The 22,656-nt window shown below is 43.0% G+C and carries 23 protein-coding genes; 13 read left to right on the top strand and 10 right to left on the bottom strand.

The features are described 5' to 3' along the window. Positions 1-213: 213 nt before the first annotated feature. From JMY01_RS05335 to ispF, 3 genes are all read right to left on the bottom strand, one after another. A complete protein-coding gene (locus JMY01_RS05335) occupies positions 214-744 on the bottom strand; it encodes a hypothetical protein (protein WP_201574615.1) in 531 nt (176 codons plus the stop codon). Between the two features lie 231 nt (positions 745-975). Further along, the gene (gene grxD / locus JMY01_RS05330) at positions 976-1,326 is read right to left on the bottom strand and encodes a Grx4 family monothiol glutaredoxin (protein WP_201574614.1); all 351 of its coding nucleotides are present in this window, start codon (positions 1,324-1,326) and stop codon (positions 976-978) included. Positions 1,327-1,495: 169 nt separating this feature from the next. Then, the gene (ispF, locus tag JMY01_RS05325) at positions 1,496-1,993 is read right to left on the bottom strand and encodes a 2-C-methyl-D-erythritol 2,4-cyclodiphosphate synthase (protein WP_201574613.1); all 498 of its coding nucleotides are present in this window, start codon (positions 1,991-1,993) and stop codon (positions 1,496-1,498) included. 138 nt (positions 1,994-2,131) lie between these two features. Between ispF and mnmA the strand changes: the two genes are divergently transcribed. From mnmA to JMY01_RS05310, 3 genes are all read left to right on the top strand, one after another. Further along, positions 2,132-3,334, top strand: a complete 1,203-nt coding sequence (mnmA, locus tag JMY01_RS05320; RefSeq protein WP_227677690.1) for a tRNA 2-thiouridine(34) synthase MnmA — start codon at positions 2,132-2,134, stop codon at positions 3,332-3,334. A gap of 297 nt (positions 3,335-3,631) precedes the next feature. Beyond that, a complete protein-coding gene (gene purB, locus JMY01_RS05315) occupies positions 3,632-5,035 on the top strand; it encodes an adenylosuccinate lyase (RefSeq protein ID WP_201574612.1) in 1,404 nt (467 codons plus the stop codon). Positions 5,036-5,062: 27 nt separating this feature from the next. Further along, positions 5,063-5,698: a DUF2238 domain-containing protein gene (locus tag JMY01_RS05310; RefSeq protein ID WP_201574611.1), complete on the top strand. Its 636-nt coding sequence runs from the start codon at positions 5,063-5,065 to the stop codon at positions 5,696-5,698. Here the strand turns inward: JMY01_RS05310 and JMY01_RS05305 are convergent. After that, a complete protein-coding gene (locus tag JMY01_RS05305; RefSeq protein WP_201574610.1) occupies positions 5,695-5,880 on the bottom strand; it encodes an NF038104 family lipoprotein in 186 nt (61 codons plus the stop codon). The two genes, JMY01_RS05310 and JMY01_RS05305, sit on opposite strands and share 4 nt — an antisense overlap. A gap of 169 nt (positions 5,881-6,049) precedes the next feature. Here JMY01_RS05305 and JMY01_RS05300 point away from each other — a divergent pair, with 169 nt between their 5' ends. From JMY01_RS05300 to JMY01_RS05290, 3 genes are all read left to right on the top strand, one after another. Further along, complete coding sequence (locus JMY01_RS05300) at positions 6,050-7,222, top strand: cupin domain-containing protein (RefSeq protein WP_201574609.1); 1,173 nt, start codon at positions 6,050-6,052, stop codon at positions 7,220-7,222. A 323-nt stretch (positions 7,223-7,545) separates the two neighbouring features. After that, positions 7,546-8,292, top strand: a complete 747-nt coding sequence (locus tag JMY01_RS05295) for a hypothetical protein (protein ID WP_201574608.1) — start codon at positions 7,546-7,548, stop codon at positions 8,290-8,292. A gap of 379 nt (positions 8,293-8,671) precedes the next feature. Further along, positions 8,672-9,499 carry a carbonic anhydrase gene (locus tag JMY01_RS05290; protein ID WP_201574607.1) on the top strand — a complete coding sequence of 276 codons (828 nt, stop codon included), beginning with the start codon at positions 8,672-8,674 and terminating at the stop codon, positions 9,497-9,499. A 141-nt stretch (positions 9,500-9,640) separates the two neighbouring features. Here JMY01_RS05290 and JMY01_RS05285 read toward each other — a convergent pair whose 3' ends face one another. Further along, positions 9,641-10,165 carry an Rrf2 family transcriptional regulator gene (locus JMY01_RS05285; RefSeq protein ID WP_201574606.1) on the bottom strand — a complete coding sequence of 175 codons (525 nt, stop codon included), beginning with the start codon at positions 10,163-10,165 and terminating at the stop codon, positions 9,641-9,643. Between the two features lie 57 nt (positions 10,166-10,222). Then, positions 10,223-11,464 carry an NnrS family protein gene (locus JMY01_RS05280; protein WP_201574605.1) on the bottom strand — a complete coding sequence of 414 codons (1,242 nt, stop codon included), beginning with the start codon at positions 11,462-11,464 and terminating at the stop codon, positions 10,223-10,225. A 154-nt stretch (positions 11,465-11,618) separates the two neighbouring features. Here JMY01_RS05280 and JMY01_RS05275 point away from each other — a divergent pair, with 154 nt between their 5' ends. Beyond that, positions 11,619-12,260 carry a carboxymuconolactone decarboxylase family protein gene (locus JMY01_RS05275; protein ID WP_201574604.1) on the top strand — a complete coding sequence of 214 codons (642 nt, stop codon included), beginning with the start codon at positions 11,619-11,621 and terminating at the stop codon, positions 12,258-12,260. Positions 12,261-12,363: 103 nt separating this feature from the next. Here the strand turns inward: JMY01_RS05275 and JMY01_RS05270 are convergent, their stop codons facing one another. Both JMY01_RS05270 and JMY01_RS05265 read right to left on the bottom strand, forming a co-directional pair. Further along, on the bottom strand, positions 12,364-12,801 hold the full coding sequence (locus JMY01_RS05270) for a DUF3429 domain-containing protein (protein ID WP_201574603.1): 438 nt from the start codon (positions 12,799-12,801) through the stop codon (positions 12,364-12,366). Positions 12,802-12,860: 59 nt separating this feature from the next. Next, positions 12,861-14,186, bottom strand: coding sequence for a DASH family cryptochrome (locus tag JMY01_RS05265; protein WP_201574602.1), 1,326 nt, complete (start codon positions 14,184-14,186; stop codon positions 12,861-12,863). 190 nt (positions 14,187-14,376) lie between these two features. Between JMY01_RS05265 and JMY01_RS05260 the strand changes: the two genes are divergently transcribed. The 6 genes from JMY01_RS05260 to JMY01_RS05235 all read left to right on the top strand — a co-directional run bounded on the left by JMY01_RS05260 (position 14,377) and on the right by JMY01_RS05235 (position 19,903). Further along, positions 14,377-14,607: a hypothetical protein gene (locus tag JMY01_RS05260; protein ID WP_201574601.1), complete on the top strand. Its 231-nt coding sequence runs from the start codon at positions 14,377-14,379 to the stop codon at positions 14,605-14,607. A 254-nt stretch (positions 14,608-14,861) separates the two neighbouring features. Further along, entirely contained in the window at positions 14,862-15,488 is a 627-nt protein-coding gene (locus tag JMY01_RS05255) for a TetR/AcrR family transcriptional regulator (RefSeq protein WP_201574600.1), read from the top strand. 394 nt (positions 15,489-15,882) lie between these two features. Continuing rightward, positions 15,883-17,100 (top strand): iron-containing alcohol dehydrogenase, encoded by a 1,218-nt coding sequence (locus JMY01_RS05250; protein WP_201574599.1) that lies wholly within the window; start codon positions 15,883-15,885, stop codon positions 17,098-17,100. 203 nt (positions 17,101-17,303) lie between these two features. Then, a complete protein-coding gene (locus JMY01_RS05245) occupies positions 17,304-18,353 on the top strand; it encodes an NADP-dependent oxidoreductase (RefSeq protein ID WP_201574598.1) in 1,050 nt (349 codons plus the stop codon). A gap of 190 nt (positions 18,354-18,543) precedes the next feature. Continuing rightward, positions 18,544-19,221 carry a type 1 glutamine amidotransferase domain-containing protein gene (locus tag JMY01_RS05240; RefSeq protein WP_201574597.1) on the top strand — a complete coding sequence of 226 codons (678 nt, stop codon included), beginning with the start codon at positions 18,544-18,546 and terminating at the stop codon, positions 19,219-19,221. Positions 19,222-19,273: 52 nt separating this feature from the next. After that, positions 19,274-19,903 carry a glutathione S-transferase family protein gene (locus JMY01_RS05235; protein ID WP_201574596.1) on the top strand — a complete coding sequence of 210 codons (630 nt, stop codon included), beginning with the start codon at positions 19,274-19,276 and terminating at the stop codon, positions 19,901-19,903. Positions 19,904-20,027: 124 nt separating this feature from the next. On the opposite strand, the gene JMY01_RS05230 is transcribed toward JMY01_RS05235, so the two are convergent. Both JMY01_RS05230 and JMY01_RS05225 read right to left on the bottom strand, forming a co-directional pair. Beyond that, positions 20,028-21,368, bottom strand: a complete 1,341-nt coding sequence (locus JMY01_RS05230) for a D-arabinono-1,4-lactone oxidase (protein WP_201574595.1) — start codon at positions 21,366-21,368, stop codon at positions 20,028-20,030. Further along, the gene (locus JMY01_RS05225) at positions 21,356-22,603 is read right to left on the bottom strand and encodes an alanine racemase (RefSeq protein ID WP_201574594.1); all 1,248 of its coding nucleotides are present in this window, start codon (positions 22,601-22,603) and stop codon (positions 21,356-21,358) included. The genes JMY01_RS05230 and JMY01_RS05225 overlap by 13 nt, the downstream gene beginning before the upstream one ends. Positions 22,604-22,656 lie beyond the last annotated feature (53 nt).

The raw sequence follows: 22,656 nt of genomic DNA, 5'->3' as shown, positions 1-22,656 counted from the left end.
ACGATGAATAGGTGTCAAGGATATAAAAATAAATAGCTGCCACTGTCAGCGGCCAAGCGTTAATAGGTAACAGATAATTATAGCAATTTTTTGAAGTTTAAAAAACCATAGCGCAAAAACAGCTGAAATTTCATTCAAAAACATCTTGGCTGTTTTCGCGTTTTTGCATTGTGTTTTTACATTGTTATGTTAGGGTGTATTGATCATTACGCCCTAGTTATTGAGATTATTACCAGGGCTTAAAGGTACCACTCTATCTGTCTCACTACTGGTTATCAGATGCTGACTCCCATGACCTTCAGGGTTGATTTGTAGATAAGCATTCATTTGCCCAATTGCCTCACCATCATTACTGGCTAAGATTTGTTCTTTTATCATCTCAACGGGCGGTAATGGCAAGTTTTTGAGTAATGCCAAGCGTTGGTGGTTATCACCTTTGTTGATGACCAGTTCGATAAGCTGGCGCGCATCAATCGGCAAATCTGGTGTGCTTTGGGCCAATAATGCGAGATGATAGGCGCCCGCAGCATCTTGATCGGCCACGATACGCTGCTCAATAGCGATATAGGTGCCTTCCGTCGCGCCGCCTGCCACACTCAGCTGATGGATACACTTCAGCGCAGAGTTTGGCTCATTGTCAGCAATGTCACTAATGCGCACTGACTCAGATTTTAATTTTTCACGGCGTTTTTCGATGGCAGCTTGCTCAAGGGCTTGTTGATTTTCAATGGATTGATTACTCATAAGACTCTCTTTTTATTCAATATATGGTTATCTTGCACACTATTATGGGGATAAAGTTTGTAAAGACAATAAAAGCTCGTTGCAATAAAAAACTCGAGTAGCCATTGTAGTAGGCCACTCGAGTTTTTATATACCAAACGAGGATTTATTCATTCAGATCTATTCGGAGTCAGAGCACGGACAGTGCGTAATGCTTAGTCTGGCTGACTGTCTGAACAAATAGTATCGTTATTAGGCAGCAGGACTGTTTGCTTCAACCAATGGCTTAAGCTCACCTGATTGATACATTTGCAAGATAATATCTGATCCGCCCATCAATTCGCCATCAATCCATAGCTGTGGAAAGGTTGGCCAATTAGCGACTTTTGGTAAAGTGGCACGAATTTCTGGGTTTTCTAAGATATTGACAAAGGCAAATGGACGGCCAATTTGCGTCAGCACTTCAATAGAGCGCGCTGAAAAGCCACACTGCGGGAACTGCGGTGTGCCTTTCATATAAATCAGCACTTTATTGTCTTTGATTTGGTCACGAATCAGCTGTTCAACGTCAGTTGCAGCAGTATTTGGGGTTTGATCACTCATAAAAGCTCCTATTGCTAAAGCAGTTTATTAAAGGTAGGTAGTTATTTAAAATATAGGTTCGCTATGTTGCTGATACATGGGGCAACTGCCACTAAATTACAAGCAAATTAATACACTGAATACGCTCTTATCTATTGAACGTCAGATACATTATTAGCCATTAGATACGCTAGGCACTATATGTTGGCACTAATAGTACCACAGCACTCGCCATGATACCCTCTTGGCGACCGGTAAAGCCAAGCTTTTCGGTAGTCGTGGCTTTTACACTGATATTACTCACATCCGTTTGCAAGTCACTGGCAATGTTGTCACGCATGGCTTGATTGTGAGGGGCGAGCTTTGGGCGTTCACACATGACGGTAATATCTGCATTACCCAAAGTATAACCAGCCGCTTGAATTTTGCCATACACATAACGTAGTAGTACCCGTGAATCAAGACCAGCATTGGCCGCATCCGTATCTGGAAAATGCTGACCGATGTCTCCAAGTGCCAAAGCGCCAAGCAACGCATCTGCCAGTGCATGTAATACCACGTCCCCATCAGAATGCGCAAGCAGACTGTGCGTGTGTTCAATGGGCACGCCTGCCAATATGACATATTGCTGCTGCTCGCCTGTGTTATGAAAAGCGTGAACATCGATGCCTTGACCGATTTTTATCATTGTCACTCCAAAATAAGTGAAAGGTAGTTAGAGCGACACCGTAGCAGTTTAAAAGTGTGCTGACTATAGGTCGCCACCAGTTTCAATTAACTGGTATAATATGACGCTTATTTTATCATAAGTTGTTGAGCGATTTTTATGCCAGCTATTTCAGATGCTTTCAGTACCCACCCTCCCTTAAGCCTAACCGATATTGCCAATCCTACGACGACGCGCGTCATCGTGGGTATGTCCGGTGGTGTCGACTCTTCCGTATCAGCCGTTTTGCTGCAGCAAGCAGGCTTTATCGTGGAAGGGCTGTTTATGAAAAACTGGGAAGAAGATGACGGTACCGAATACTGTACGGCGATGGACGACCTAGCGGATGCGCAAGCTGTCTGTGACAAAATCGGCATGAAGCTGCACACTGCCAACTTTGCGATGGAGTACTGGGATCGTGTTTTTGAACATTTCTTAGCGGAATATAAAGCTGGCCGTACGCCCAACCCTGACATCTTGTGTAATAAAGAAATTAAGTTTAAAGCATTTTTGGATTATGCCTTAACACTCGGTGCAGACTATATCGCTACTGGTCACTACACACGTCGTAGCGTCAATTATACAAACAGCAATGGTGATGAGGTCGCACAGCTATTGCGTGGTCTGGATAATAATAAAGACCAAAGTTACTTCTTACATGCTGTTGGCGGTGATAAAGTTGCCAAGACTCTATTCCCTGTCGGTGAGCTTGAAAAGCCTGTCGTGCGTCAAATCGCTGAAGAACATGACCTGATTACCGCAAAAAAGAAAGACTCTACGGGTATTTGCTTCATTGGTGAGCGCCACTTTAAAGACTTCTTGCAGCAGTACTTGCCTGCGCAAAAAGGCGACATCGTCACTGACGATCATAAGACCATCGGCACCCATGATGGCTTGATGTATTACACCTTAGGTCAGCGCGGTGGCATCGGTATCGGCGGTGTCAAAGACCGCCCAGAAGAGCCTTGGTTTGTACTCGCCAAAGACTTGGACAAAAACCGCCTAATCGTTGGTCAAGGTCACGAGCATCCCATGCTAATGAGTAATGAGCTGCACGCTTATAAGCTCGATTGGGTCGATGGTTTGCCTCCAGCAGATATTTTTACCGAAGACGGCTTACGCAGCATGTCAAAGTCACGCTATCGTCAGCCTGACCAAGCTTGCCGTGTATTTGCGACAAATACTGATGGCAGCGAAGTGCGAGTCGTGTTTGATGAGCCGCAACGCGCCGTGACCCCTGGTCAGTCAGCGGTATTCTATATCGACGAGGTTTGTCTCGGCGGCGGCGTGATTAAGTCGATAGATGCACCGTGTGGCTTCTAGAATACACGCAAAGCGTTAAATAGATGCCTATTGTTATAGTTGCTATTTGGCTCTCAATATTATTGTTTCTAGTACTTGGAGTTATGACATTACCTAAAAAAGGAGAGCCTAAATACTCTGCTATAAAACGTAATGTATTATTGGTATTTTTAGCCATTCATATAATTTGCTCGTTGGTTTTTATAGTGGTGCTTATCTCAGCAGTTTTTGATGTAAACGCCTCTATTTAATTATGAATAATTTTTCATGTAAAAAAGTCTCACCCACTCAATTCAAAATTGTTATTTAAGGATATTTATGTCTACCTCTTTATCTGCCTTGACCGCACTCTCCCCAATTGATGGCCGTTACGCGTCTAAAGCCGACAGCTTGCGCCCTTATTTATCTGAATTCGGTCTGATAAAAGCGCGTGTCACTGTCGAGATTCGCTGGTTACAGTCATTGGCTGATAATAGCGCGATTGGTGAATTGGCAGCATTTGATGCAGATACCAATGCCTTTTTGAATGCCATTGTTGATAATTTTAGTGAAGCCGATGCGCAAGCGATCAAAGATATTGAAGCGACGACCAACCATGATGTCAAAGCGGTTGAATACTTTATTAAGGATAAGTTCCGCGGTAATGAACAACTAGAAGCCAGTCTCGAGTTTATCCATTTTGCTTGTACCAGTGAAGATATCAACAACTTATCGTATGCGTTAATGCTCAAAGACAGCCGCGAGCTGGTAGTTGCCAAAATGCAGCAAGTCACTGATAGCATCGTTGACTTAGCCATTACTCATGCTGACCAGCCCATGCTGTCACGTACTCACGGTCAGACTGCCAGCCCCACCACGCTAGGTAAAGAGATGGCAAACGTCGCCTATCGCCTTGCTCGCCAAATCAAGCAAATCGGTGACGTTGAGCTACTCGGCAAAATCAATGGCGCGGTTGGTAACTACAACGCTCACTTCTCAGCCTATCCAGAGGTTGACTGGCAGACGCATGCAGAGCAGTTCATCACAGAAAGCCTTGAGCTAACCTTCAACCCTTATACCACGCAAATCGAGCCACACGACTATATCGCTGAATTGTTTGATGTGGTCAAACGCTTTAATACCGTATTGATCGATTTTAACCGTGATATTTGGCAGTATATTAGCTTAGGCTATTTTAAGCAGCGCCTAAAAGATGGTGAAGTGGGTTCATCGACCATGCCGCACAAAGTCAATCCTATTGATTTTGAAAACTCTGAAGGTAACTTGGGTGTGGCCAATGCCATGCTCGCACATTTGGGCGAAAAGCTACCGATTTCACGTATGCAGCGTGACTTATCAGACTCAACCGTACTACGTAATATCGGCGTAGGACTGGCACAAAGCATGATTGCTTATGATGCTTGCCTCAAGGGTGTGGGCAAACTAGAGGTCAATCCAGAGCGCCTCAATGACGACCTGCATCAAGCGCAGGAAGTGTTGGCCGAGCCAATTCAAACGGTCATGCGCCGCTATCGCGTTGAAAACCCATATGAGAAGCTCAAAGCCTTGACCCGTGGTAATGCCATGACCCGCGAAGCCATGCTAACTTTCGTTGACAGTGATGAGCTGTCTGCGGTTTCAGATAGCGACAAAGCACGCCTAAGGGATCTGACGCCTGCCACCTATATCGGTAATGCGGCTGAGCAAGCAAAAACCATCAAAGAGTGGATTGCTAAGCTGTAACAGCTCATCAACAAATGAAACTGGAAAATGAACCGAAGCTTTAAATCAGTGCTTGTCAGTACTGTTGCGGTATTCATCGTAATGGTGCTGGCAAGCATTGAGCCTTTAGAGTGGTCAAGCTACCTACTGCATCAATTAGGCACGCTGCTGTTTTTAGCTCTAATGATAATCGCTTATCGCTACGGCTATATTGGCTCGCGCTCTTATATGCTCGCGGCAGTATTTTTGCTGATTCATATTATAGGCGCACGTTATCTGTACTCGTATGTCCCATATGATGACTGGACGCAGCACCTATTTGGCGTCAGCTTAAATGAGTTATTTGGTTGGCAGCGCAATATGTATGACAGGCTGGTACATCTTAGCTATGGTCTGCTGCTGTTCAGTGCCATGTATGAAAGCGCAAAAACTATTTTTAAGATTCAATCTCCCAAGCAGCTGATCGTCATAGCGCTGATGATCAATATGTCATCAAGCTTACTCTACGAGCTATTGGAATGGGGTATTGCTACTACCTTGTCGCCAGAAGCCGCTGAAGCTTACAATGGTCAGCAAGGCGATATCTGGGATGCTCATAGTGATATGGCACTGGCACTACTCGGTGGACTGATTGCGGCTTGTATTGCTTTATTGCAAACTCGTAACAACCAAATGATGCCTTAATCGTCTTTTTTATCATCATCACTGTCGCCTGGTATGATGGCTTTACCGACAGCGACTGTGCCTTTGACCACGCCTTTAGTGGTTTTATAAGCAACCTTAGTAGGTACGGTCACTATCTTATGTACACAGGCTTGTAGTAAAAACATGCTAACGATGATGACGATAAAATGTAATTTTTTCATAAGTGTCCTACGATTGAGTGGATGCTCTGATGCTAGCTGCTAGTAACTATTCGTTAGTAGCTATTTATTAGTAGCCACCAGATAGCCGCTCATCATAAACTATTAAAACCTTCCTATAAAGTATTCTTTATTATTAATCTCATAGCCATTTTCAGATACGGATTTATCAATGACCTCTATACCCCTTTGTTTACCCGACTCTATTAGTCCAGAGCAGTTCCTAAGCGAATACTGGCAAAAAAAGCCCCTATTAATCAAGCAAGGCTTACCGCAATTAATCGGTATGTTTGAGCCAGAGGATATGCTCGGTCTTGCGCTTGAAGAGGACGCTTCGGCGCGCCTACTGACACAAGCAGCAACCAAGCAAGAAGGCCTACCACAATGGCAGCTCAAAAAAAGCCCGCTAACTGAAGCAGACTTTGATAACTTGCCAGCACAATGGACCGTACTCGTTCAAAACCTTGAACAATGGTCACCAGAGCTTGGTCAATTATGGCAAGCATTTGACTTTATCCCGCAATGGCAGCGTGATGACATTATGGTCTCCTATGCGCCCAAAGGTGGCTCTGTTGGCAAACACTATGATGATTATGATGTGTTTTTAGCGCAAGGGTTTGGGTCCCGGCGTTGGCAGTTGGGCAAATTCTGTGATAAGAATACTGAGTTTGTCACCGATGAGCCAATCAGGCTTTTTGATGATATGGGCGAGATCATCTTTGATGAAGTACTAGAAGCTGGGGATGTACTCTATGTACCGCCGAAACTCTCACACTTTGGTGTGGCCCAAGATGACTGTCTGACTTTTTCATTTGGCTGCCGTCGTCCAAACTTAATGCAGATCATCGATAGTCTGGCTGATGTTGCCACCAACGATAGCGATTTGTTTATACCAATGTTATTGCCGCAAACCCTACAACCCTCTGGTGAACTGCAAGCGGACAGCATCGTTGCAATTAAAAACAAGTTATTACAAATGCTACAGTCTGAGCGCGGCGACGATATTATTCGTCAAGCAGTCAGTGAGGTGGTAAGCAAGCGTCAGTATGATGCACTGGTACCAGAAGAGACCTTAAATACTGATGAATTAATACAAGCCTTGGCTGACGGCGCGACGCTACAGGCGGACTATAGCAATCGTCTGTTATATAACCGAACTGACGATGGCATTGCTGTATATGCCAATGGTCAACGCCTTGATGGCGTCGATAAAGCGACAGCAGCGTTACTGATGCGTTTAGCTGATGGTGAGCATCTACAAAGCCACGATGTCACAGAGGTTGACCCCGATGAGTTAATGGAATGGCTAGAAAACGGTTGGATCTGGGTTGATTATGCGGAGTAAGCTTTAACCTGCCCCTTAATCACAGCTAACCTTTCAATCAAAGCTACTCTTTAACCTTACCATCAAAAGCCGATGTTCAAGACAAACTTGGACATCGGCTTTTCGCTGTTAATTTGACTCTATGGCAATACATCGAGGTTCCGCAACTAAAAGACCATAATACCTGACTACATACAAAAGCTTTTTTCTTACATACCTTAACAGCGCTATCAGTCATAATCGAACGATTAAAAATACTAATCGCTAATATCAACTAGCATATTACTCCAAGTATTTTTTTACTTTATAAACATTTACTTTCTAATAATTAAGGATTAGCACCAATGGCAGATAAAATTTATGACTTGGGCGCAGGGTTTTGGAATATTCGTGGATCATTTCGCTTAGGCGGTGTCATCGATATAGGCACGCATTGCTCACTGATAAAATTAGAGTCAGGGCGCTTTATCTTTTTGGACAGCTACACATTAACGGGTGATGTCCGAGATGAAGTCATGGCACTAACCAATGACGGTCAAGATGTAGAGGCGGTATTAAACGTCCACCCTTTCCATACTGTCAGCTGTGCACAAATGGCCAAAGACTTTCCAAAAGCGACTTTTTATGGCAGTAGCCGTCATAAAGAGCAAGTACCTGAAGTTGAGTGGTCAGAGGATTTGGTAGAAAGTGACGCGGTAGCCAAGCGCTATCCTGAACTTGAGTTTTCTATATCTGAAGGCATCCACTATATTTCACCAAATGACAAAATCCATGCCGGCTCGCTACTGGTATATCACCCTGTCAGCAGAAGCTTGCACGTTGACGATACCTTCATGAGCCCGCCTGCAAAAATTCTTGAGGCCGTATTGCCTGAGCTACTTTTGCACCCTACTACCAAGCATGCGCTCAAAGACGAGCCAAACGCTGGTCAGCAATATTGTGACTGGGCGACCCAACTTGCACACGAGTGGCGTGATACTCACAATTTCTGTGCGGCACATTCTAGCTTGATTACCTTTGAAGTTGGCGGCTTTGAGAAAGCGTTATTAAAAGCCGTAGAAAAGGCGCGTCCAAAGCTTGAAAAGGCTTGAACTAAAAAACTCAACTAAAAACATACCAAAAAGGGCTGCTGCAAAGGCAGCTTTTTTTATGGGATTTAAAATTTATTTGGATTCAATAAAAACCCTCATATAAACATGGATCTAGCCTATATCAGCAAGATAATTTAACTATTTTATTAATAACTCTTAACTAAAGAAACACGGTTCAGTTACTTGTATCTGTTACAACATACGGGTGACTATTAATAGTGTCCAAAACATGATGGATAATACCTAATCAACAAACTTTAATTTTTTTAATTGCTTTTCATAGAAGCAGTGAGTGTTTAATTGCTCATAAAAATGGATTTGACATGGTGTGTTTTGAATCAAATATAGCAGATTGTTTTCTTATAAAAGGAGTTTAAGTATGAAGCGTAATCTTCTCACCGTTGCCATTATAGCCGCTAGTGCCATGGGTTTTAGCGCCTGTTCTAATAGCTATAAAACCGCCGAGCAAGCAAGCAACCCAACCAGTCCCGTTGTCGCTGAGTCAAAAAACAAAGACGACCGTCAAGCCAGCTGGTCATATGTTGGCAATACTGGACCTGAGTATTGGGGAGATGTTGAAGGTGCAACCACTTGTGGAATTGGGCAAGAGCAGTCCCCTATTGATATCAAGACGGTAACTGCCAGTGTAAAAGACGCTCCTACTATCAATTATAGCCAATCAGCAAGCCTAAATATCAACGATAATGGTCATACCATCGTCTATACCCCAAGCACCTCTGAAAATACAATAACCATCAATAATGAGCCTTTTGAGCTACAACAGTTCCACTACCACACCCCAAGTGAGCATCAGTTTGGTAGCCAGCATTATCCAGCTGAGGTTCATTTTGTGCATGCCAATAGTACAGGTAATCTTGCAGTGATGGGCGTGATGCTGACACCAGGACAGTCTAATGAAGTTGTCGAGATATTACTTAACGGCACAAAGGTAAGTGCTCAGAATAAGACTGACTTTATGGCAAATAATATCGATTTGTCAGCAATAATTCCTGCCATGCCGACTTTTTATCATTATGAAGGCTCGCTGACGACCCCGCCTTGCTCAGAGCAAGTACAATGGTATGTAGCCAAAGAACCAGTAGAGCTTGCACCTGCTCAAATTGCTACTATGGCTAGCCTATATGAAGGTAATAACCGTCCTGTACAGCCTCAGAATAATCGTACCGTAGAGCAACTTAGCAATTAATATTGTTATGATTTAAATCATAAACTTCTAAATCATATCGAAGTAAGAAATTAGGCTCACAATTAGCGATACATTATGGCTAATTGTGAGCCTTTTTTAATGTGTACGAAATATTTATAAAGTATTTATAAAACATCACTGTCATAAAGACAATAACGTATTCAGCTCATCTTTATTATTAATAATATCCGCTAAGGTATAACGCTCAAGCACGTTAATAAATGCGTCTAATGCTTCAAAAAATACCGCTTTTAACTGGCAAGCAGGGCTAATCACGCAGCCCAGTGAAGCGGCATTTTTTGATTCTTCTATCAGGGTAATTGGTAACCCTTTTTGCGTGACTTCATTGTTTTGACTGCTGTTATCGTTTGCCAAGGTAGTTGCAAAACACTCAACCAAAGCAAAATCTGGCTCAATCTGCTTAATTAGCACGCCAAGATTAATATCTTTTGGTGCACGTGCTAGCCGAATACCGCCATTTTTACCACGCACGCTATCGATATAACCCAGCTGGCCCAACTGATGAATGATCTTGGTCAAATGGCTCTTGGAGATGTTATAGCTGTCTGCAATATCACTGATATTAGCAAGCGCTTGCGGCGCGGGCTTGACTGCCAAATATATCAACGAACGCAGTGCATAATCAGTGTAATTGGTTAGCCGCATTTGATAACACTCCTCTATTTTTCATTTCATTTATTAAACTTCATTACTCAAACTTCATTACCCAAATAAGCCATCTGGTCTCTCACGTGACAGCATCGGCAAATAGCTGATGCAAAACAACACAAAGCAGGCAATCCACGCCCCCTGCGCTATCATCACCCACAATAGATAATCATCCATATCAACCAAGGGTATAAACACCCGACTGATAAACGCCAACACCATGAGTGCAAATATGGCATTGACCATTTTGGGCGGCTGGTGAATACTGCGTCCCGTATGTCCAAGTGAGACTCGCGCCATCATCGCCACTGTCATCATACCAATACCAGAAACCGCCAGCGCATGCATAGCAATACTGTGAGTAAATCCAAGCCACGGTTGCAAAGCATATAGCACAAAGCTGATACACATACCGGCAAAGGCAAGATACAGCGACCACAGTAGTGGCTTTTGCCAAATACGATGATGATACCAACCTTTTAGGCGCACGATATTAACAATTGCCACCCCAAGTGCGGTAATAGTCAGCAAGTACTTATTAGGATAAAACAGATCAACGATAAAAAAGGCCAAAAAGAATAATAAGCTAGCAATATCTTGTGCTTTACTATTGCGCAACTTGATCACGTCTGTCGTCCCTGCGCTCAGGCCACGCTCAATAAAGAACGGCACGACTCGCCTGCCAATGGTCAACACCAAACCAATAATCAGATAAAACCCCAAATACATGCCTATTCGAGTCAGGTTCATGTCGTTGCTAAAAACGCCCCAATAGCATAGCCCATTACCGAGGGTCAATAATGCCAGCTTGGATAATATACCCATCTGTTTATACTGCTTGACCTGTAGCACAGCGTGAAATATCACCCATGCCATCCATGCGATAAACAGCATATCAAATATAGCAGCGATATACAGCAGCGAGGCGCTGCTACCGCCAACGGTCATGCCAAGAGCAAATGCCGCCCAGCATAAACGCGCCAACAACCAACAAACAAAAATACCAAGCAGCTTATAGCCGTGTGGCATCTTGACCCCTGTCCACGTCTGCACTGCGGTCAATAAAAACCCCGCCACAATCGCCAGCGCATAACCATAAATCATCTCATGACCATGCCAATACAGTGGATTGAGCGCCTGCGCATCAATATCCGTGTGACCAGTAAAGACAAACGCCCATAGAGTCATGGTGATAATGGCAAACAGCGCGCCTGCACTAAAAAAAATCCGAAAGCCAAAATTAAGAATGGGATGCGGCGAGGTTGGCGGCTTACTGGGTAAATTGATAGAGTTCATGGTGGTCTTCTTAGCATTGGTTGATAACTGTTTTCTTAAAGATTCATTTTAAATGAATGTTATATCTTATACAACACCTATATATAGGTGTTGATATTGCTACAGATTGACTATACTTGAGGAAAGCACCATTATTTTTAAAAATGAGACACATATGAAATCGTTAGATTCAGTCAGCCAAACCATAGGGTATAAGCGCAAATTTAACTTAAGAGAATTGTATAGCGCGTTTACTTACGTACCAAAAGCGACTGCCAAACTTGTTCAGAACAGTAAAAACACCATAGTCGATAAGCATTTTTTGAAGCGTCTGATGTTAGCGGTAACAGAGGTCAACGGTTGCGCAGCCTGCTCATATCAGCATACTAAAATGGCACTGCATCAAGGTATGAGTAATGAGGAAATAAGCAGCTTCTTAAGTGGAGGAAATGAGTTTATTAAATCTGAAGAAGTAAAAGCCATTATGTTTGCGCAGCATTTTGCGGATTCAAAGGGATTACCCGCGCGGTATGCTTATGATGCGGTGGTCAAAGAATACGGTCAAGAGCGCGCCTCTATCATTTTGTCAGCGCTACAAGTCATACTTGCCGGCAATATGTATGGTATTCCATACAGCGCATTTCAATCAAGGCTTCAAGGGCAAACCTATGAGGACAGCTCATTGTCTTATGAGTTAGGCATGCTATCAGGCGGCATTATTTGTCTGCCAATAGCGTTGGTTCATGGGATTGCAAGAGGTGTGGTTAAACCCTCAAATATTAGGTTTGATAAGCGCTTAACAGAGGAACCTAGGTGATATGAGACTACTTATCCAACGCTGTGTCAAAAGTCTTGATGCCTCAAAGTAGTGTGGCGAGCAGGGTCACATGCATGGTCATATATACTAGGGTCAATAGTTTTTATAATTGCACGGCGGATACGATTAAAGAGGCCACCACGATCAAAGTGACATACTTTCTGACCTGAAAATACGGCTGACTGATAATATTGGCTTGCTTAAGACCGACATCAATCACTAGCAAGCTGATAAAACCAACCACCAGCAACCATATAAACCCCAAATCTGGTAAGCTTAAAAACCCAAGCCACAATAAAACAGCAATAATACTGCTAAATATCGGCAGCTTGAGCGCCCAAGCGTCATCATCGGTAAGGCTTAAATGATTGCCCCAATGCGCCCCCGCCATAAACGACGCTATCACTAAGCCATAAGCCGCTAAAATATCTACCGTCTTGCCCAGCCCTATCACAGCGTCAATGCCTAAGGTGATAAAGACCGCGCAGACGACAAAAGGAATCGCGCCAGCAAAGGTTAAATATGGACTTGGTTTTTTCATTATTAAAACTCATTATCTATCAAAATTTTTCACTTCATATAATCTTTATGGCATTTACTTTACGCCAACCACTTATCTCGAAACTCGCCATTGGGGTCGTGCTGCTGGGTTTGTTTTTTGAGATTAAACTGCCGGCAGCCTCTAGGGTCAGCGCCAACACCTGCCAGATACTGCCAATTGCCCCAGTTGCTTGCGACATCATAATCAATCAATTGCTGCTCAAAATAGGTCGCGCCATAGCGCCAATCAAGCCCTAACTCATGAATAAAGCAGCTGGCTACCAGTTGCCGACCACGATTGGACATATAGCCGGTATGATTGAGCTGCTGCATACAGGCGTTAATAATAGGATAAGCAGTCTTGCCCTGTTGCCATTGCTCAAGGCGCTCTTGATGGTAGCGAGTTGGCGGTTTTTTATCACTGATACCTTGAAATAAAAATAGATTTTTCTGATGCGTCATCGCATACCAGTAAAAATACTCACGCCACAACAGCTCAAACCATATCCAATAGGTAGATTCATTGGCGACGACCTCACGCTCATAGTGACGCAAACGATTGAGCACTGTCTTGACTGAGAGCGAGCCATTGGCTAGCCACGGGGAGAACTTGGTAGAATGCGACCATTCATCCATCGCGTTGCGAGTGACTTTGTAACTGCTTGGCGCGTCGGAGTCAAAATAATGCTGTAAATGCGCCAGCGCTTCAGTCTCGCCGCTTTTAAAGTTCGGCTCTAGCTGTGCAGGCTCGTTAGGCTGCTCATCAAAGGGCGGCACCTTAAAATAGTATTCATCGTTACTAGCAAGACTGGTCGGCAATGGCGCAAGCGTCACAGGTGTTTGGCAACTATCCAAATCAGCGCTAGCGCTTAATAAATCGTGGCTATATTCTACCTTTTTACGAAACTGAGTAAAGCTTTGCGGTAAATCTTTGGTCGGCATAGTAGCAAATAGCGTGGCGGTTGCCTGATAGTGCCAGCTTATCTGCGGATACTTATCTTGCAGCGCCTCATAAGCCACATTCTGCGCATAATCAGCCGTTTGACTGACACAAATATAGCTAACGCCCTGCGACTCAATGATTTGTAGCAGCTGCTCTGAAGTTAAATAAAGCAGCCTATTGCCTAGACTTTGTAAGGACTTATCCAAATCCGCTAAGCTTTCATCTATAAACTGCTGGCGCGCCGGACCTTTTTTATCAAAGCTATAAGCCTGACTCCAGTTTTTTGATTGCAAATCATCCGCCAAAGTGGGCGCAAAGGTAAGTATCAGCTTGCCCTCATCAGCCAAAGCAGCCGCTTTATGCAAAGTTGCATTGTCATGCAAGCGTAAGTCGTTATGAAATAGTACCAGTACGGTTTTTTTCTCTGTAAACTGCTTGGACATAGTAGAATCTCTGGGTAAAGTATTCATAAAGACAACGGTCAACAAAACTATAATGCTTTATGATAGCGGGCACAGTATAAAGCGTGTTAAACACTCAAGCGTTGCTATATCAATATTGTTTTGATTATTATGATATACATTGACTCAAGTTCGTCGGACTGCTTAAATGGCTCATTTCTAGGAGAATAATATGACTGAAGAAAACACACCAGAAGAAAAACGTAAGATCGTCAATAAGTTTTTGGCGAAGCTTACCAAGGAAGAGCCGCAAATGTATTATGCAACGACATCAGAGATCTCTCGTAGCATTCATACGATGATAAAAGAACACACCAATCGTTTGTCAGTAGAAGAGCAAGCACTCGTTAAAAATATTTCTATTGAAGAAATAGAAGCCTTGTTAGGTTTTCATTCTCGATAGGACAGTTTTAGACAGCTCAATTAATACTCACACAAAAGGCCGCCATAAAAGCGGTCTTTTTTTATGAGCATGTCTAGCAACTTTAAATACACTTTGCATAAAAACTTAAATAAAAATTATAGCGTGTCAAAACCTAACTTGATAGACGACTGGTCTAATGGTACTATGCATTATAGTGTTCAACGATGACTTACACCTTATTTATTAAAATATCTATAATAATCAAACATTGTTCCAAGGAGAATTTGACTGTTATGTCTAAAACTACAGCTTCATCAAGTAGCGAACCTTTAAGTACCACGCCAGCAGACACAAAGGCACATCTACTAGCGATAGGCTATCAACTCATTGCGCAAAAGGGCTTTACTGCTGTTGGTATCAAGCAGATACTAGATACAGCGGGTGTTCCAAAAGGATCTTTTTATCACTACTTTGCTTCAAAAGAAGCGTTTGGTGAAGCGATTATCAATCATTACTTTACCAAATATAAGAATCGCCTTGAGGCTATCAATGCCCAAGATATTAGTGCGCAGCAGAAGCTTTATAACTACTTTCAAAACTGGTATGACACACAGCAGAATGGCTGTGATCATGAAAAGTGCTTGGTGGTTAAACTGAGTGCCGAAGTGGCAGACTTGTCAGAGCCAATGCGCAAAGCACTTCATGCCGGCTATGGGCAAACCATCAACTGGCTTGCCGAACAGATCAAAGCGGGCTGGGCAGATAGCTCGGTGCCGCAGCCTGGCAATATCGCTGCTGAGAGCATGGCAAAACGTTGGTATTTTGCCTGGCTTGGCGCCAGTTTGATTGCTAAAATCAGTCAAACCAATACCCCTCTTGCAGAGGTATGGCAGATGACGACTACTGAGATGGGGCGCTAATAGCGGCTCTTTACTCTGTATCCCCTTTTATAGTTAGCTTCAAGTTTTACAAAGTATTTTTAAGATCCATTATTCCTAGCCTTTTAGCCATATTAAACTGGTTTTTCTGTCTGTCATTTTCATATTAGCTGCCCTACTCTCAAAGTAATCTGAGCAGCGCTTGGCCACATGTGAGCGACCAAGCTTTCACCTTAATTTCTGTTTGATGACTTTATTATTCTAGTTTTATATACGATTTTTCTTAAATTACAATTTTACGAGTGTTTTGTAAACACCTCTAGACGACCGGTCTAATTAATGTAAAATAGCCCTACATACGAAAAACAGCATAATTTATTTTTTAAAAACTGACTGTTAAAACACTCAAACATACTCAATAAAACTTAGGAATCTTATGAAAAACTTTCAATACTACAATCCAGTCCGTATTGTCTTCGGTGAAGGCCAAATCGAAAAGCTCTCAGATTTAGTTCCTAGTGAGGCAAAAGTACTTATTACTTATGGTGGCGGTTCGGCTGAACGCACAGGTACTTTAGATGAAGTCAGAGCCGCACTAGCAGCAAGTGGTAGCCGCGAAGTATTTGAGTTTGGCGGCATCGAGCCAAACCCAGAATTTAATACTCTGCTTAAAGCAGCTGATATGGTTAATGAGCATAACATTGACTTTCTATTAGCGGTTGGCGGTGGTTCAGTTATTGATGGCAGTAAGTTTGTCGCGCTCGTGTCTTCACTTAACGAAGACGACAGCACTGTCTCACGTGAGAAAGCATGGGATGCACTGCTTAGTGGTTGTGCAAACATTGATAATGCCATCGATTTAGGGGTGGTACTCACTATTCCAGCGACTGGTTCTGAGATGAATAATGGCGGTGTCGTCAACCATAGCGAACGTCAAGCCAAACTCCCTTTTCGTAGTCCACTGGTCTTCCCTAAGTTCTCAATTCTAGATCCTACTAAGACGCTAACCTTGCCTGAACGTCAGGTAATGAATGGGGTTGCGGATGCCTTTGTACACGTCATGGAACAATACCTGACTTATCCAGTCAATGCAAAAGTGCAAGATACCTTTGCTGAAAGTTTACTGAAGATTTTGATTGAAGAAGGTGCAGCGGTCAAAGCAGATCCAGATAATCTAGAAACACGTCAGAACATTATGTGGAGCGCAACGATGGCACTTAACGGCTTAATTGGCTCGGGCGTGCCGCAAGATTGGACAACACACATGATCGGCCATGAATTAACGTCATTACATAGCATTGATCATGCTCGCACTTTAACCATATTATTACCCTCAGTTATGCGTGAGCTGAAAGACAGCAAAAAAGACAAGTTACTTCAATATGCCCGTAACGTTTGGGCTCTCGATAGCAATACTGATACAAAACAAGACGACGACAGCATCATCGAGACTGCTATCGTATATACCGAGAACTTCTTCCGTAGCCTTGGCCTACCAGTTAGCTTAGCAGATGCTGAATTAGATAAGTCAGCGATTGACCCAATCATCAAACAGCTTGAAGCGCATAACATGGTAAAACTGGGCGAACACGGTAACAATGACTTAGAAGTATCACGTCGTATATTAGAACGTTCGTTAACCAGTGCCGCTTAATAGTCGTAAATTCTCTTAAAAGCCGTAAGCTGAGAATATAAGTAAATAAAAATAATAACTTTATATAAAACAGCGGCTTTGCGTATTTTTTTATTATTAGTAGCCATTCACTGTCGAGTGGCTGCTAACTTTAAAACCTATACTCTAAAACCAAAACTATACTTTAAAACTATAAACCAATAAATAAAATAAGGATTATTAAAATGAGCTTTAATAAACATCAAAACCAAGAAACAAACCGTCAAATTAAACTGGCAAGCCGCCCTCATGGTGAACCGAAAGCTGAAAACTTTGACATGACCACCAGCGATATCCCAACGCCAAATGACAACGAAATGCTATTACGTACTGTCTATTTATCACTAGATCCTTACATGCGTGGACGTATGAGCGATGCAAAAAGCTATGCCGATCCGTTAGAAGTTGGTGATGTAATGATGGGCGCAACAGTTGCTCAAGTCGTTGAATCTAACCTTGATAAATTTGCCGTCGGTGATTTGGTTGTATCAAATTCAGGCTGGCAGGATTATAGCGTCAGTGATGGCGAAGGCGTGCTGAAACTCGATAAAGATATGCCAAACCCCTCTTATGGTTTAGGCGTATTGGGTATGCCCGGCTTTACTGGTTATATGGGTTTGACTGATATCGGTAAACCACAAAAAGGTGAGACGCTCGTCGTCGCTGCTGCAACCGGTCCCGTTGGCGCAACGGTTGGTCAAGTTGGTAATCAATATGGCGTACGCACCGTTGGTATCGCAGGCGGTAAAGAGAAATGTGACTTTGCAGTGAATGAGCTTGGCTTTGATGTCTGTATTGACCATAAAGCCGATGATTTCGCTGAACAATTAAAAGCAGCCTGCCCAGATGGTATCGATATCTATTACGAAAACGTCGGCGGTAAAGTATTTGACGCAGTGATACCATTACTAAATGCTCATGCACGTATCCCAGTATGTGGTCTGGTCTCACAATACAACGCCACTGAACTGCCTGATGGCAAAGATCGTTTAGGTATGCTAATGGGTCAAGTATTGGCCAACCGTCTAACCATCAAAGGCTTTATCATCTTTGAAGAGTATGGCGATCACTTCCCAGAGTTCCTCAAAACCATGAGCAAATGGGTTGAGTCAGGTGCTGTGAAGACTAAAGAATCTATCGCTGAAGGCTTAGACGATGCACCAAATGCTTTCGTTCGTATGCTAAATGGCGATAACTTCGGTAAAACAGTAGTCAAAGTAGCTGACGTTAAATAACGACTTAACAACACAACTGGTTAAGACAACTACTGAAAGTGACACACTAACCATGAATACTATTGGCAGTCATCATTAATGACGATATTAAGTTAATTTAGTACGAACAATTAGCTCAGTACGAATAGTTAAAAATGACTGCTAACCATCAATCATTTAAAAATAATATTAACAATAAATAAGGACAATTATGAATATTTTAATGGTACTAACCTCACACGATAAATTGGGCGATACTGGTAAAAAAACTGGCTTTTGGCTAGAAGAATTCGCGGCACCTTACTATGCGTTTTTGGATGCTGGTGTCAATGTAACTCTCGCCTCTCCTGCTGGCGGTCAGCCACCTCTTGACCCTAGTAGCGATACTGAAGACGCGCAAACAAAAGATACTAAGCGTTTTAAAGAAGACAGCGATGCGCAAAAGCATCTTGCCAACACCAAAAAGCTTGCTGATATGAAAGCGGAAGACTTTGATTCAGTATTCTACCCTGGTGGCCATGGTCCTTTATGGGATTTGGCCGTTGATGAAAACTCAATCAATTTGATTGAAACCTTTGTCAAGCAAGATAAGCCTGTTGCTTTTGTTTGTCACTCTCCTGCCGCCCTTAAAAATGTCAAGATCGATGGCGAGTACTTAGTAAAAGGTAAGACCGTTACTGGCTTTACTAACACTGAAGAAGAAGCAGTTGGCCTTACCGACGTGGTACCATTCCTAGTGGAAGATGCGCTGATGGCCAATGGTGGCAACTATGAAAAAGCTGCTGATTGGGAATCGTTTGTGGTCGAAGATGGTTTATTGATTACGGGTCAAAATCCAGCCTCATCAGAAGCAGCAGCCAAGCGTTTGATTGCTAAGCTTAAAGGCTAATGGCATTCGATTGATGAATAACACAACATACTAAGCAAAAAAGGCTAATATTATGATTCGTTTACATCATCTTAATCAATCGCGCTCGCTACGTACGCTTTGGCTCTTAGAAGAGCTTGGCGAACCTTATGAGATTGTCAGCTATCAACGTGACGCCAAAACCAATTTGGCACCAGACAGTCTCAAAGAAGTACACCCACTGGGTAAATCACCAGTTATCGAAATAGATGGGGTGATGTACGCAGAATCAGGAGCGATCACCCAACTATTAATTGAACGCTTTGCACCTGATAGTTTGCGCCCTGCCATAGATAGCAGTGACTATGGGCATTACCTACAGTGGATTGATTTTGCTGAAAGCTCGCTTATGGTGCCTTTGTTGCTTGAGTTGTTTACTAATAAAGCTGGCATCACTGACAATGAGTTTTTGAATGGCTACATCGCTGCTGAAAAGCACAAACTGTTAAGCTATCTAAACGATGAGGTCGAAGGTAAATCATTTATCGTTGGCAACAAGCTAAGTGGTGCTGACTTTATGCTGTCGTTTGATTTGATTATGCTGGCTAAGCGTGAAGCATTGGAAGATTATCCACATATCAAGCAGTATGCGTTGCAATTAGCCAGTCTTGATAGCTACCAGCGCAGTATGCGTTTGGAAGCGAATCATGACCAATCTATTTAATGTCTTAGTCTAACTACTGATTGTCTAAGTTTTAAATAATTATTGGATGTATAAAAAACAGCCCTAACAAGAGCTGTTTTTTTATGCGCGTAACAGAAGCATATTGGTTGTCGATTTGGAGAACCTAAAGGCTCTGATTTAAAAACTTCTGTTCAAGCCAGCTATTCATAAACACATTATCAGGATCGTACTCACGGCGAATTTCTAAAAACCGATTAAGCTTGGGATATAGATGCTGTAGCTCAACATGATTGAGTTTATTGACTTTACCCCAGTGTGGACGACCCTGCCATTTTTTCATGTACTCATACAGCCATTTAAATAGTGGTTCGCATTCCATGCCCTTATACACATGAAAGGATAATACCGCACAGTCCTCACCTTGAGTCGGGCTTAGCATGCCAGTCTCACCCTTATGCGTGCGCACTTCAATGGGAAAGTGCGAGCCTTTATTGTCTGCTAATAAGATACGATTGACCTCGGTGATACATTCATCAAAATCTGACAGCTTAATAAAATACTCTGATTCGTTAAACTTCACGCCACGCGGTGTCGGAAACACTTCATAGCTATACCCTTCTCGCTTGGTGTTTGGAATGGAATTGGCTGATATTTCACTGACCTTTTTTGTCAATGATGGTTTCATTCGCGCTAGCTCACACAACACATATAAAGCACCATTAAGCGTCACCACACTGTCAAATTGGTCTTTGGCTTTTTGTATGCTACTCATCGGTTTGGGTTCGATCACTGATAGGGTTTTTTGCTGCAACTTATTGGTGCCTGGAAATAAAAACCATTCTAAATGCCGATGAGCATGAGCAGTATCATAAAACCTTGCTAACCCTTCTTCAAAATCTAACACTTCGTTGCGTTCTTGCAGCCCGTATAATTCCACAACTTTTAGCGTTAACTTGGTAAATACACCCAACATGCCAAGGCTCACATGTAAGGCATTGCCCAGATCATCTGTCTTTGGGTCGCCCCGATGATGAGTATGTATCTGCCCGCGCCCATCCACCCATTCCCAAGCCACAACTTGACTGGCAATAGAGCCCAAGGTAATCCCTGTACCATGAGTGGCAGTACTGGCAGCGCCTGCGATGGTCTGTGCTTGTACGTCACCCATATTTTCTAATGCCAGACCGTGCTCTTTTAACGCTTCGCCAATTTCGTGTAAATAGGTGCCAGCATGTAAAGTCGCCAGTTTGGCCTCAGCATCCACTGAAATGAGCCCGCGCATATTATGCAAACTAACAGCAATCTCTTCAGGCTTGCCGCAGCCACTAAAAGAATGTGCAGCACCTGTCACTCTCACGCGCTTTTTATTAGCTCGTGCACTCTTAATGATATCTTGTAGCTCTTCTAGCGATGAAGGCGTGAGTTTTTGCTCAGGCTGAGCGGTCACATAACCTACCCAATTTTGCCACTCACTATTCCTTTGCCATTGTCTTAATGAAAACATTTGCCCTCTCCTCGGTAAGTTGTCATAGTTTGGACAACTTCCTCACTAGCGATAGCCTCCTCATTATTTAAATTATCTGCATACTTGCTAGGGCTTCGATAACATATAAGCGCATTAAAGTGCTCACATAGCTCGCCCGCTTTGGCATGTCGGCACCAGACAGCATCGCCAATCTTTAGCTCACTTTCACCCTTAGTCGTTTTGTTACTAACTTTAGCAACCGTCATGGGTGTTTGCACCTCCCCAAAACCTTCGTCATTTAATATAGATAAATTAGAGGGGTAATGCACAATAGGTGCCTTATCTACCCCTATCGCACCCGAGGCGATAAAGCCACCACCGTGACAAGTAATCACGCCTTTTTCAGGCTGGCGCGTGTCAGGTAATACAAACCCAGCAGCTGGCTGAAAATTATTCATACTCTCCATATAGTCAAAATACGCAGGTTTGTAGTACGCTGACCCTACCGTGATTTCGGTAACTTCAGGCTGGCTTGAGGTAAAGTCCATACTACCGCTACCACCACCATTGACGAGCTGTAACTGATAGCCTTGTTTGTTTAACCAATTGATGATTGAGCCACGGCGCTGACTGACTTGTTTTTGCGAGCGTTTTTTTAATAGTTTGATGGCAAGTGTCAATAACGCTTTACCTGGTAGATGTTCAGACAATCCTGCAATTTGCGCCTCATAACCCATGGCTGCACAGACATTCACATTGGCTGATTTTTTGATGTGCTTAAGTAGTTTTTTCACGTCCTTTTTACTCAGCAATGCGGAGCGCTTGGTACCAAAATACAGCTTTGGCAGTGGCATCGACATATTAATATCTAGGCAGATATCAATAACCACATCATTCTCTTTAGCGACTTGATTCAGAACATCTACATGCTCAGGGCGATCAACCATCCAAATCATGGTTGCGCCTTGTTTGGTATGTTCAAACGTTTTTACGACGCTGATCATATCTAGTGTTGGATAAGCGCAAAGAATATTATCAAACCCACTCTCAAGCAGATGCACTGACTCGTCGGCGGCATAGGACATAAGGCCGATAAAATTGGGAGAATGGTCTTTTATATAATGCAAAACATCGACAGAGCGAATAGATTTGGTGGCTAAACGCAGATTAACGGCTTGGGTCTTTTGATTGACGAGCGCGATATTATGATCGAGGGCATCCATGTCGAGCCACGCACTCGGCGTTGTAGGTGGAACGATTTGCGCAAAATCCATTTTGCTCTCCGTATAAATGGTTCAGCACAGGACTGTGCTTATTTATTCTTATT

The organism is Psychrobacter sp. H8-1 (assembly GCF_904846575.1).
In the GTDB taxonomy this organism is placed as follows: domain Bacteria; phylum Pseudomonadota; class Gammaproteobacteria; order Pseudomonadales; family Moraxellaceae; genus Psychrobacter; species Psychrobacter fulvigenes.
This window is presented reverse-complemented; position numbering and strand designations above follow the sequence as displayed.

Excerpts from the sequence above, each read along its gene's own strand:
- JMY01_RS05335 (WP_201574615.1), bottom strand. The coding sequence starts at position 744 with ATGAGTAATCAATCCATTGAAAATCAACAAGCCCTTGAGCAAGCTGCC.
- grxD (WP_201574614.1), bottom strand. The coding sequence starts at position 1,326 with ATGAGTGATCAAACCCCAAATACTGCTGCAACTGACGTTGAACAGCTG.
- ispF (WP_201574613.1), bottom strand. The coding sequence starts at position 1,993 with ATGATAAAAATCGGTCAAGGCATCGATGTTCACGCTTTTCATAACACA.
- mnmA (WP_227677690.1), top strand. The coding sequence starts at position 2,132 with ATGCCAGCTATTTCAGATGCTTTCAGTACCCACCCTCCCTTAAGCCTA.
- purB (WP_201574612.1), top strand. The coding sequence starts at position 3,632 with ATGTCTACCTCTTTATCTGCCTTGACCGCACTCTCCCCAATTGATGGC.
- JMY01_RS05310 (WP_201574611.1), top strand. The coding sequence starts at position 5,063 with ATGAACCGAAGCTTTAAATCAGTGCTTGTCAGTACTGTTGCGGTATTC.
- JMY01_RS05305 (WP_201574610.1), bottom strand. The coding sequence starts at position 5,880 with ATGAAAAAATTACATTTTATCGTCATCATCGTTAGCATGTTTTTACTA.
- JMY01_RS05300 (WP_201574609.1), top strand. The coding sequence starts at position 6,050 with ATGACCTCTATACCCCTTTGTTTACCCGACTCTATTAGTCCAGAGCAG.
- JMY01_RS05295 (WP_201574608.1), top strand. The coding sequence starts at position 7,546 with ATGGCAGATAAAATTTATGACTTGGGCGCAGGGTTTTGGAATATTCGT.
- JMY01_RS05290 (WP_201574607.1), top strand. The coding sequence starts at position 8,672 with ATGAAGCGTAATCTTCTCACCGTTGCCATTATAGCCGCTAGTGCCATG.
- JMY01_RS05285 (WP_201574606.1), bottom strand. The coding sequence starts at position 10,165 with ATGCGGCTAACCAATTACACTGATTATGCACTGCGTTCGTTGATATAT.
- JMY01_RS05280 (WP_201574605.1), bottom strand. The coding sequence starts at position 11,464 with ATGAACTCTATCAATTTACCCAGTAAGCCGCCAACCTCGCCGCATCCC.
- JMY01_RS05275 (WP_201574604.1), top strand. The coding sequence starts at position 11,619 with ATGAAATCGTTAGATTCAGTCAGCCAAACCATAGGGTATAAGCGCAAA.
- JMY01_RS05270 (WP_201574603.1), bottom strand. The coding sequence starts at position 12,801 with ATGAAAAAACCAAGTCCATATTTAACCTTTGCTGGCGCGATTCCTTTT.
- JMY01_RS05265 (WP_201574602.1), bottom strand. The coding sequence starts at position 14,186 with ATGTCCAAGCAGTTTACAGAGAAAAAAACCGTACTGGTACTATTTCAT.
- JMY01_RS05260 (WP_201574601.1), top strand. The coding sequence starts at position 14,377 with ATGACTGAAGAAAACACACCAGAAGAAAAACGTAAGATCGTCAATAAG.
- JMY01_RS05255 (WP_201574600.1), top strand. The coding sequence starts at position 14,862 with ATGTCTAAAACTACAGCTTCATCAAGTAGCGAACCTTTAAGTACCACG.
- JMY01_RS05250 (WP_201574599.1), top strand. The coding sequence starts at position 15,883 with ATGAAAAACTTTCAATACTACAATCCAGTCCGTATTGTCTTCGGTGAA.
- JMY01_RS05245 (WP_201574598.1), top strand. The coding sequence starts at position 17,304 with ATGAGCTTTAATAAACATCAAAACCAAGAAACAAACCGTCAAATTAAA.
- JMY01_RS05240 (WP_201574597.1), top strand. The coding sequence starts at position 18,544 with ATGAATATTTTAATGGTACTAACCTCACACGATAAATTGGGCGATACT.
- JMY01_RS05235 (WP_201574596.1), top strand. The coding sequence starts at position 19,274 with ATGATTCGTTTACATCATCTTAATCAATCGCGCTCGCTACGTACGCTT.
- JMY01_RS05230 (WP_201574595.1), bottom strand. The coding sequence starts at position 21,368 with ATGTTTTCATTAAGACAATGGCAAAGGAATAGTGAGTGGCAAAATTGG.
- JMY01_RS05225 (WP_201574594.1), bottom strand. The coding sequence starts at position 22,603 with ATGGATTTTGCGCAAATCGTTCCACCTACAACGCCGAGTGCGTGGCTC.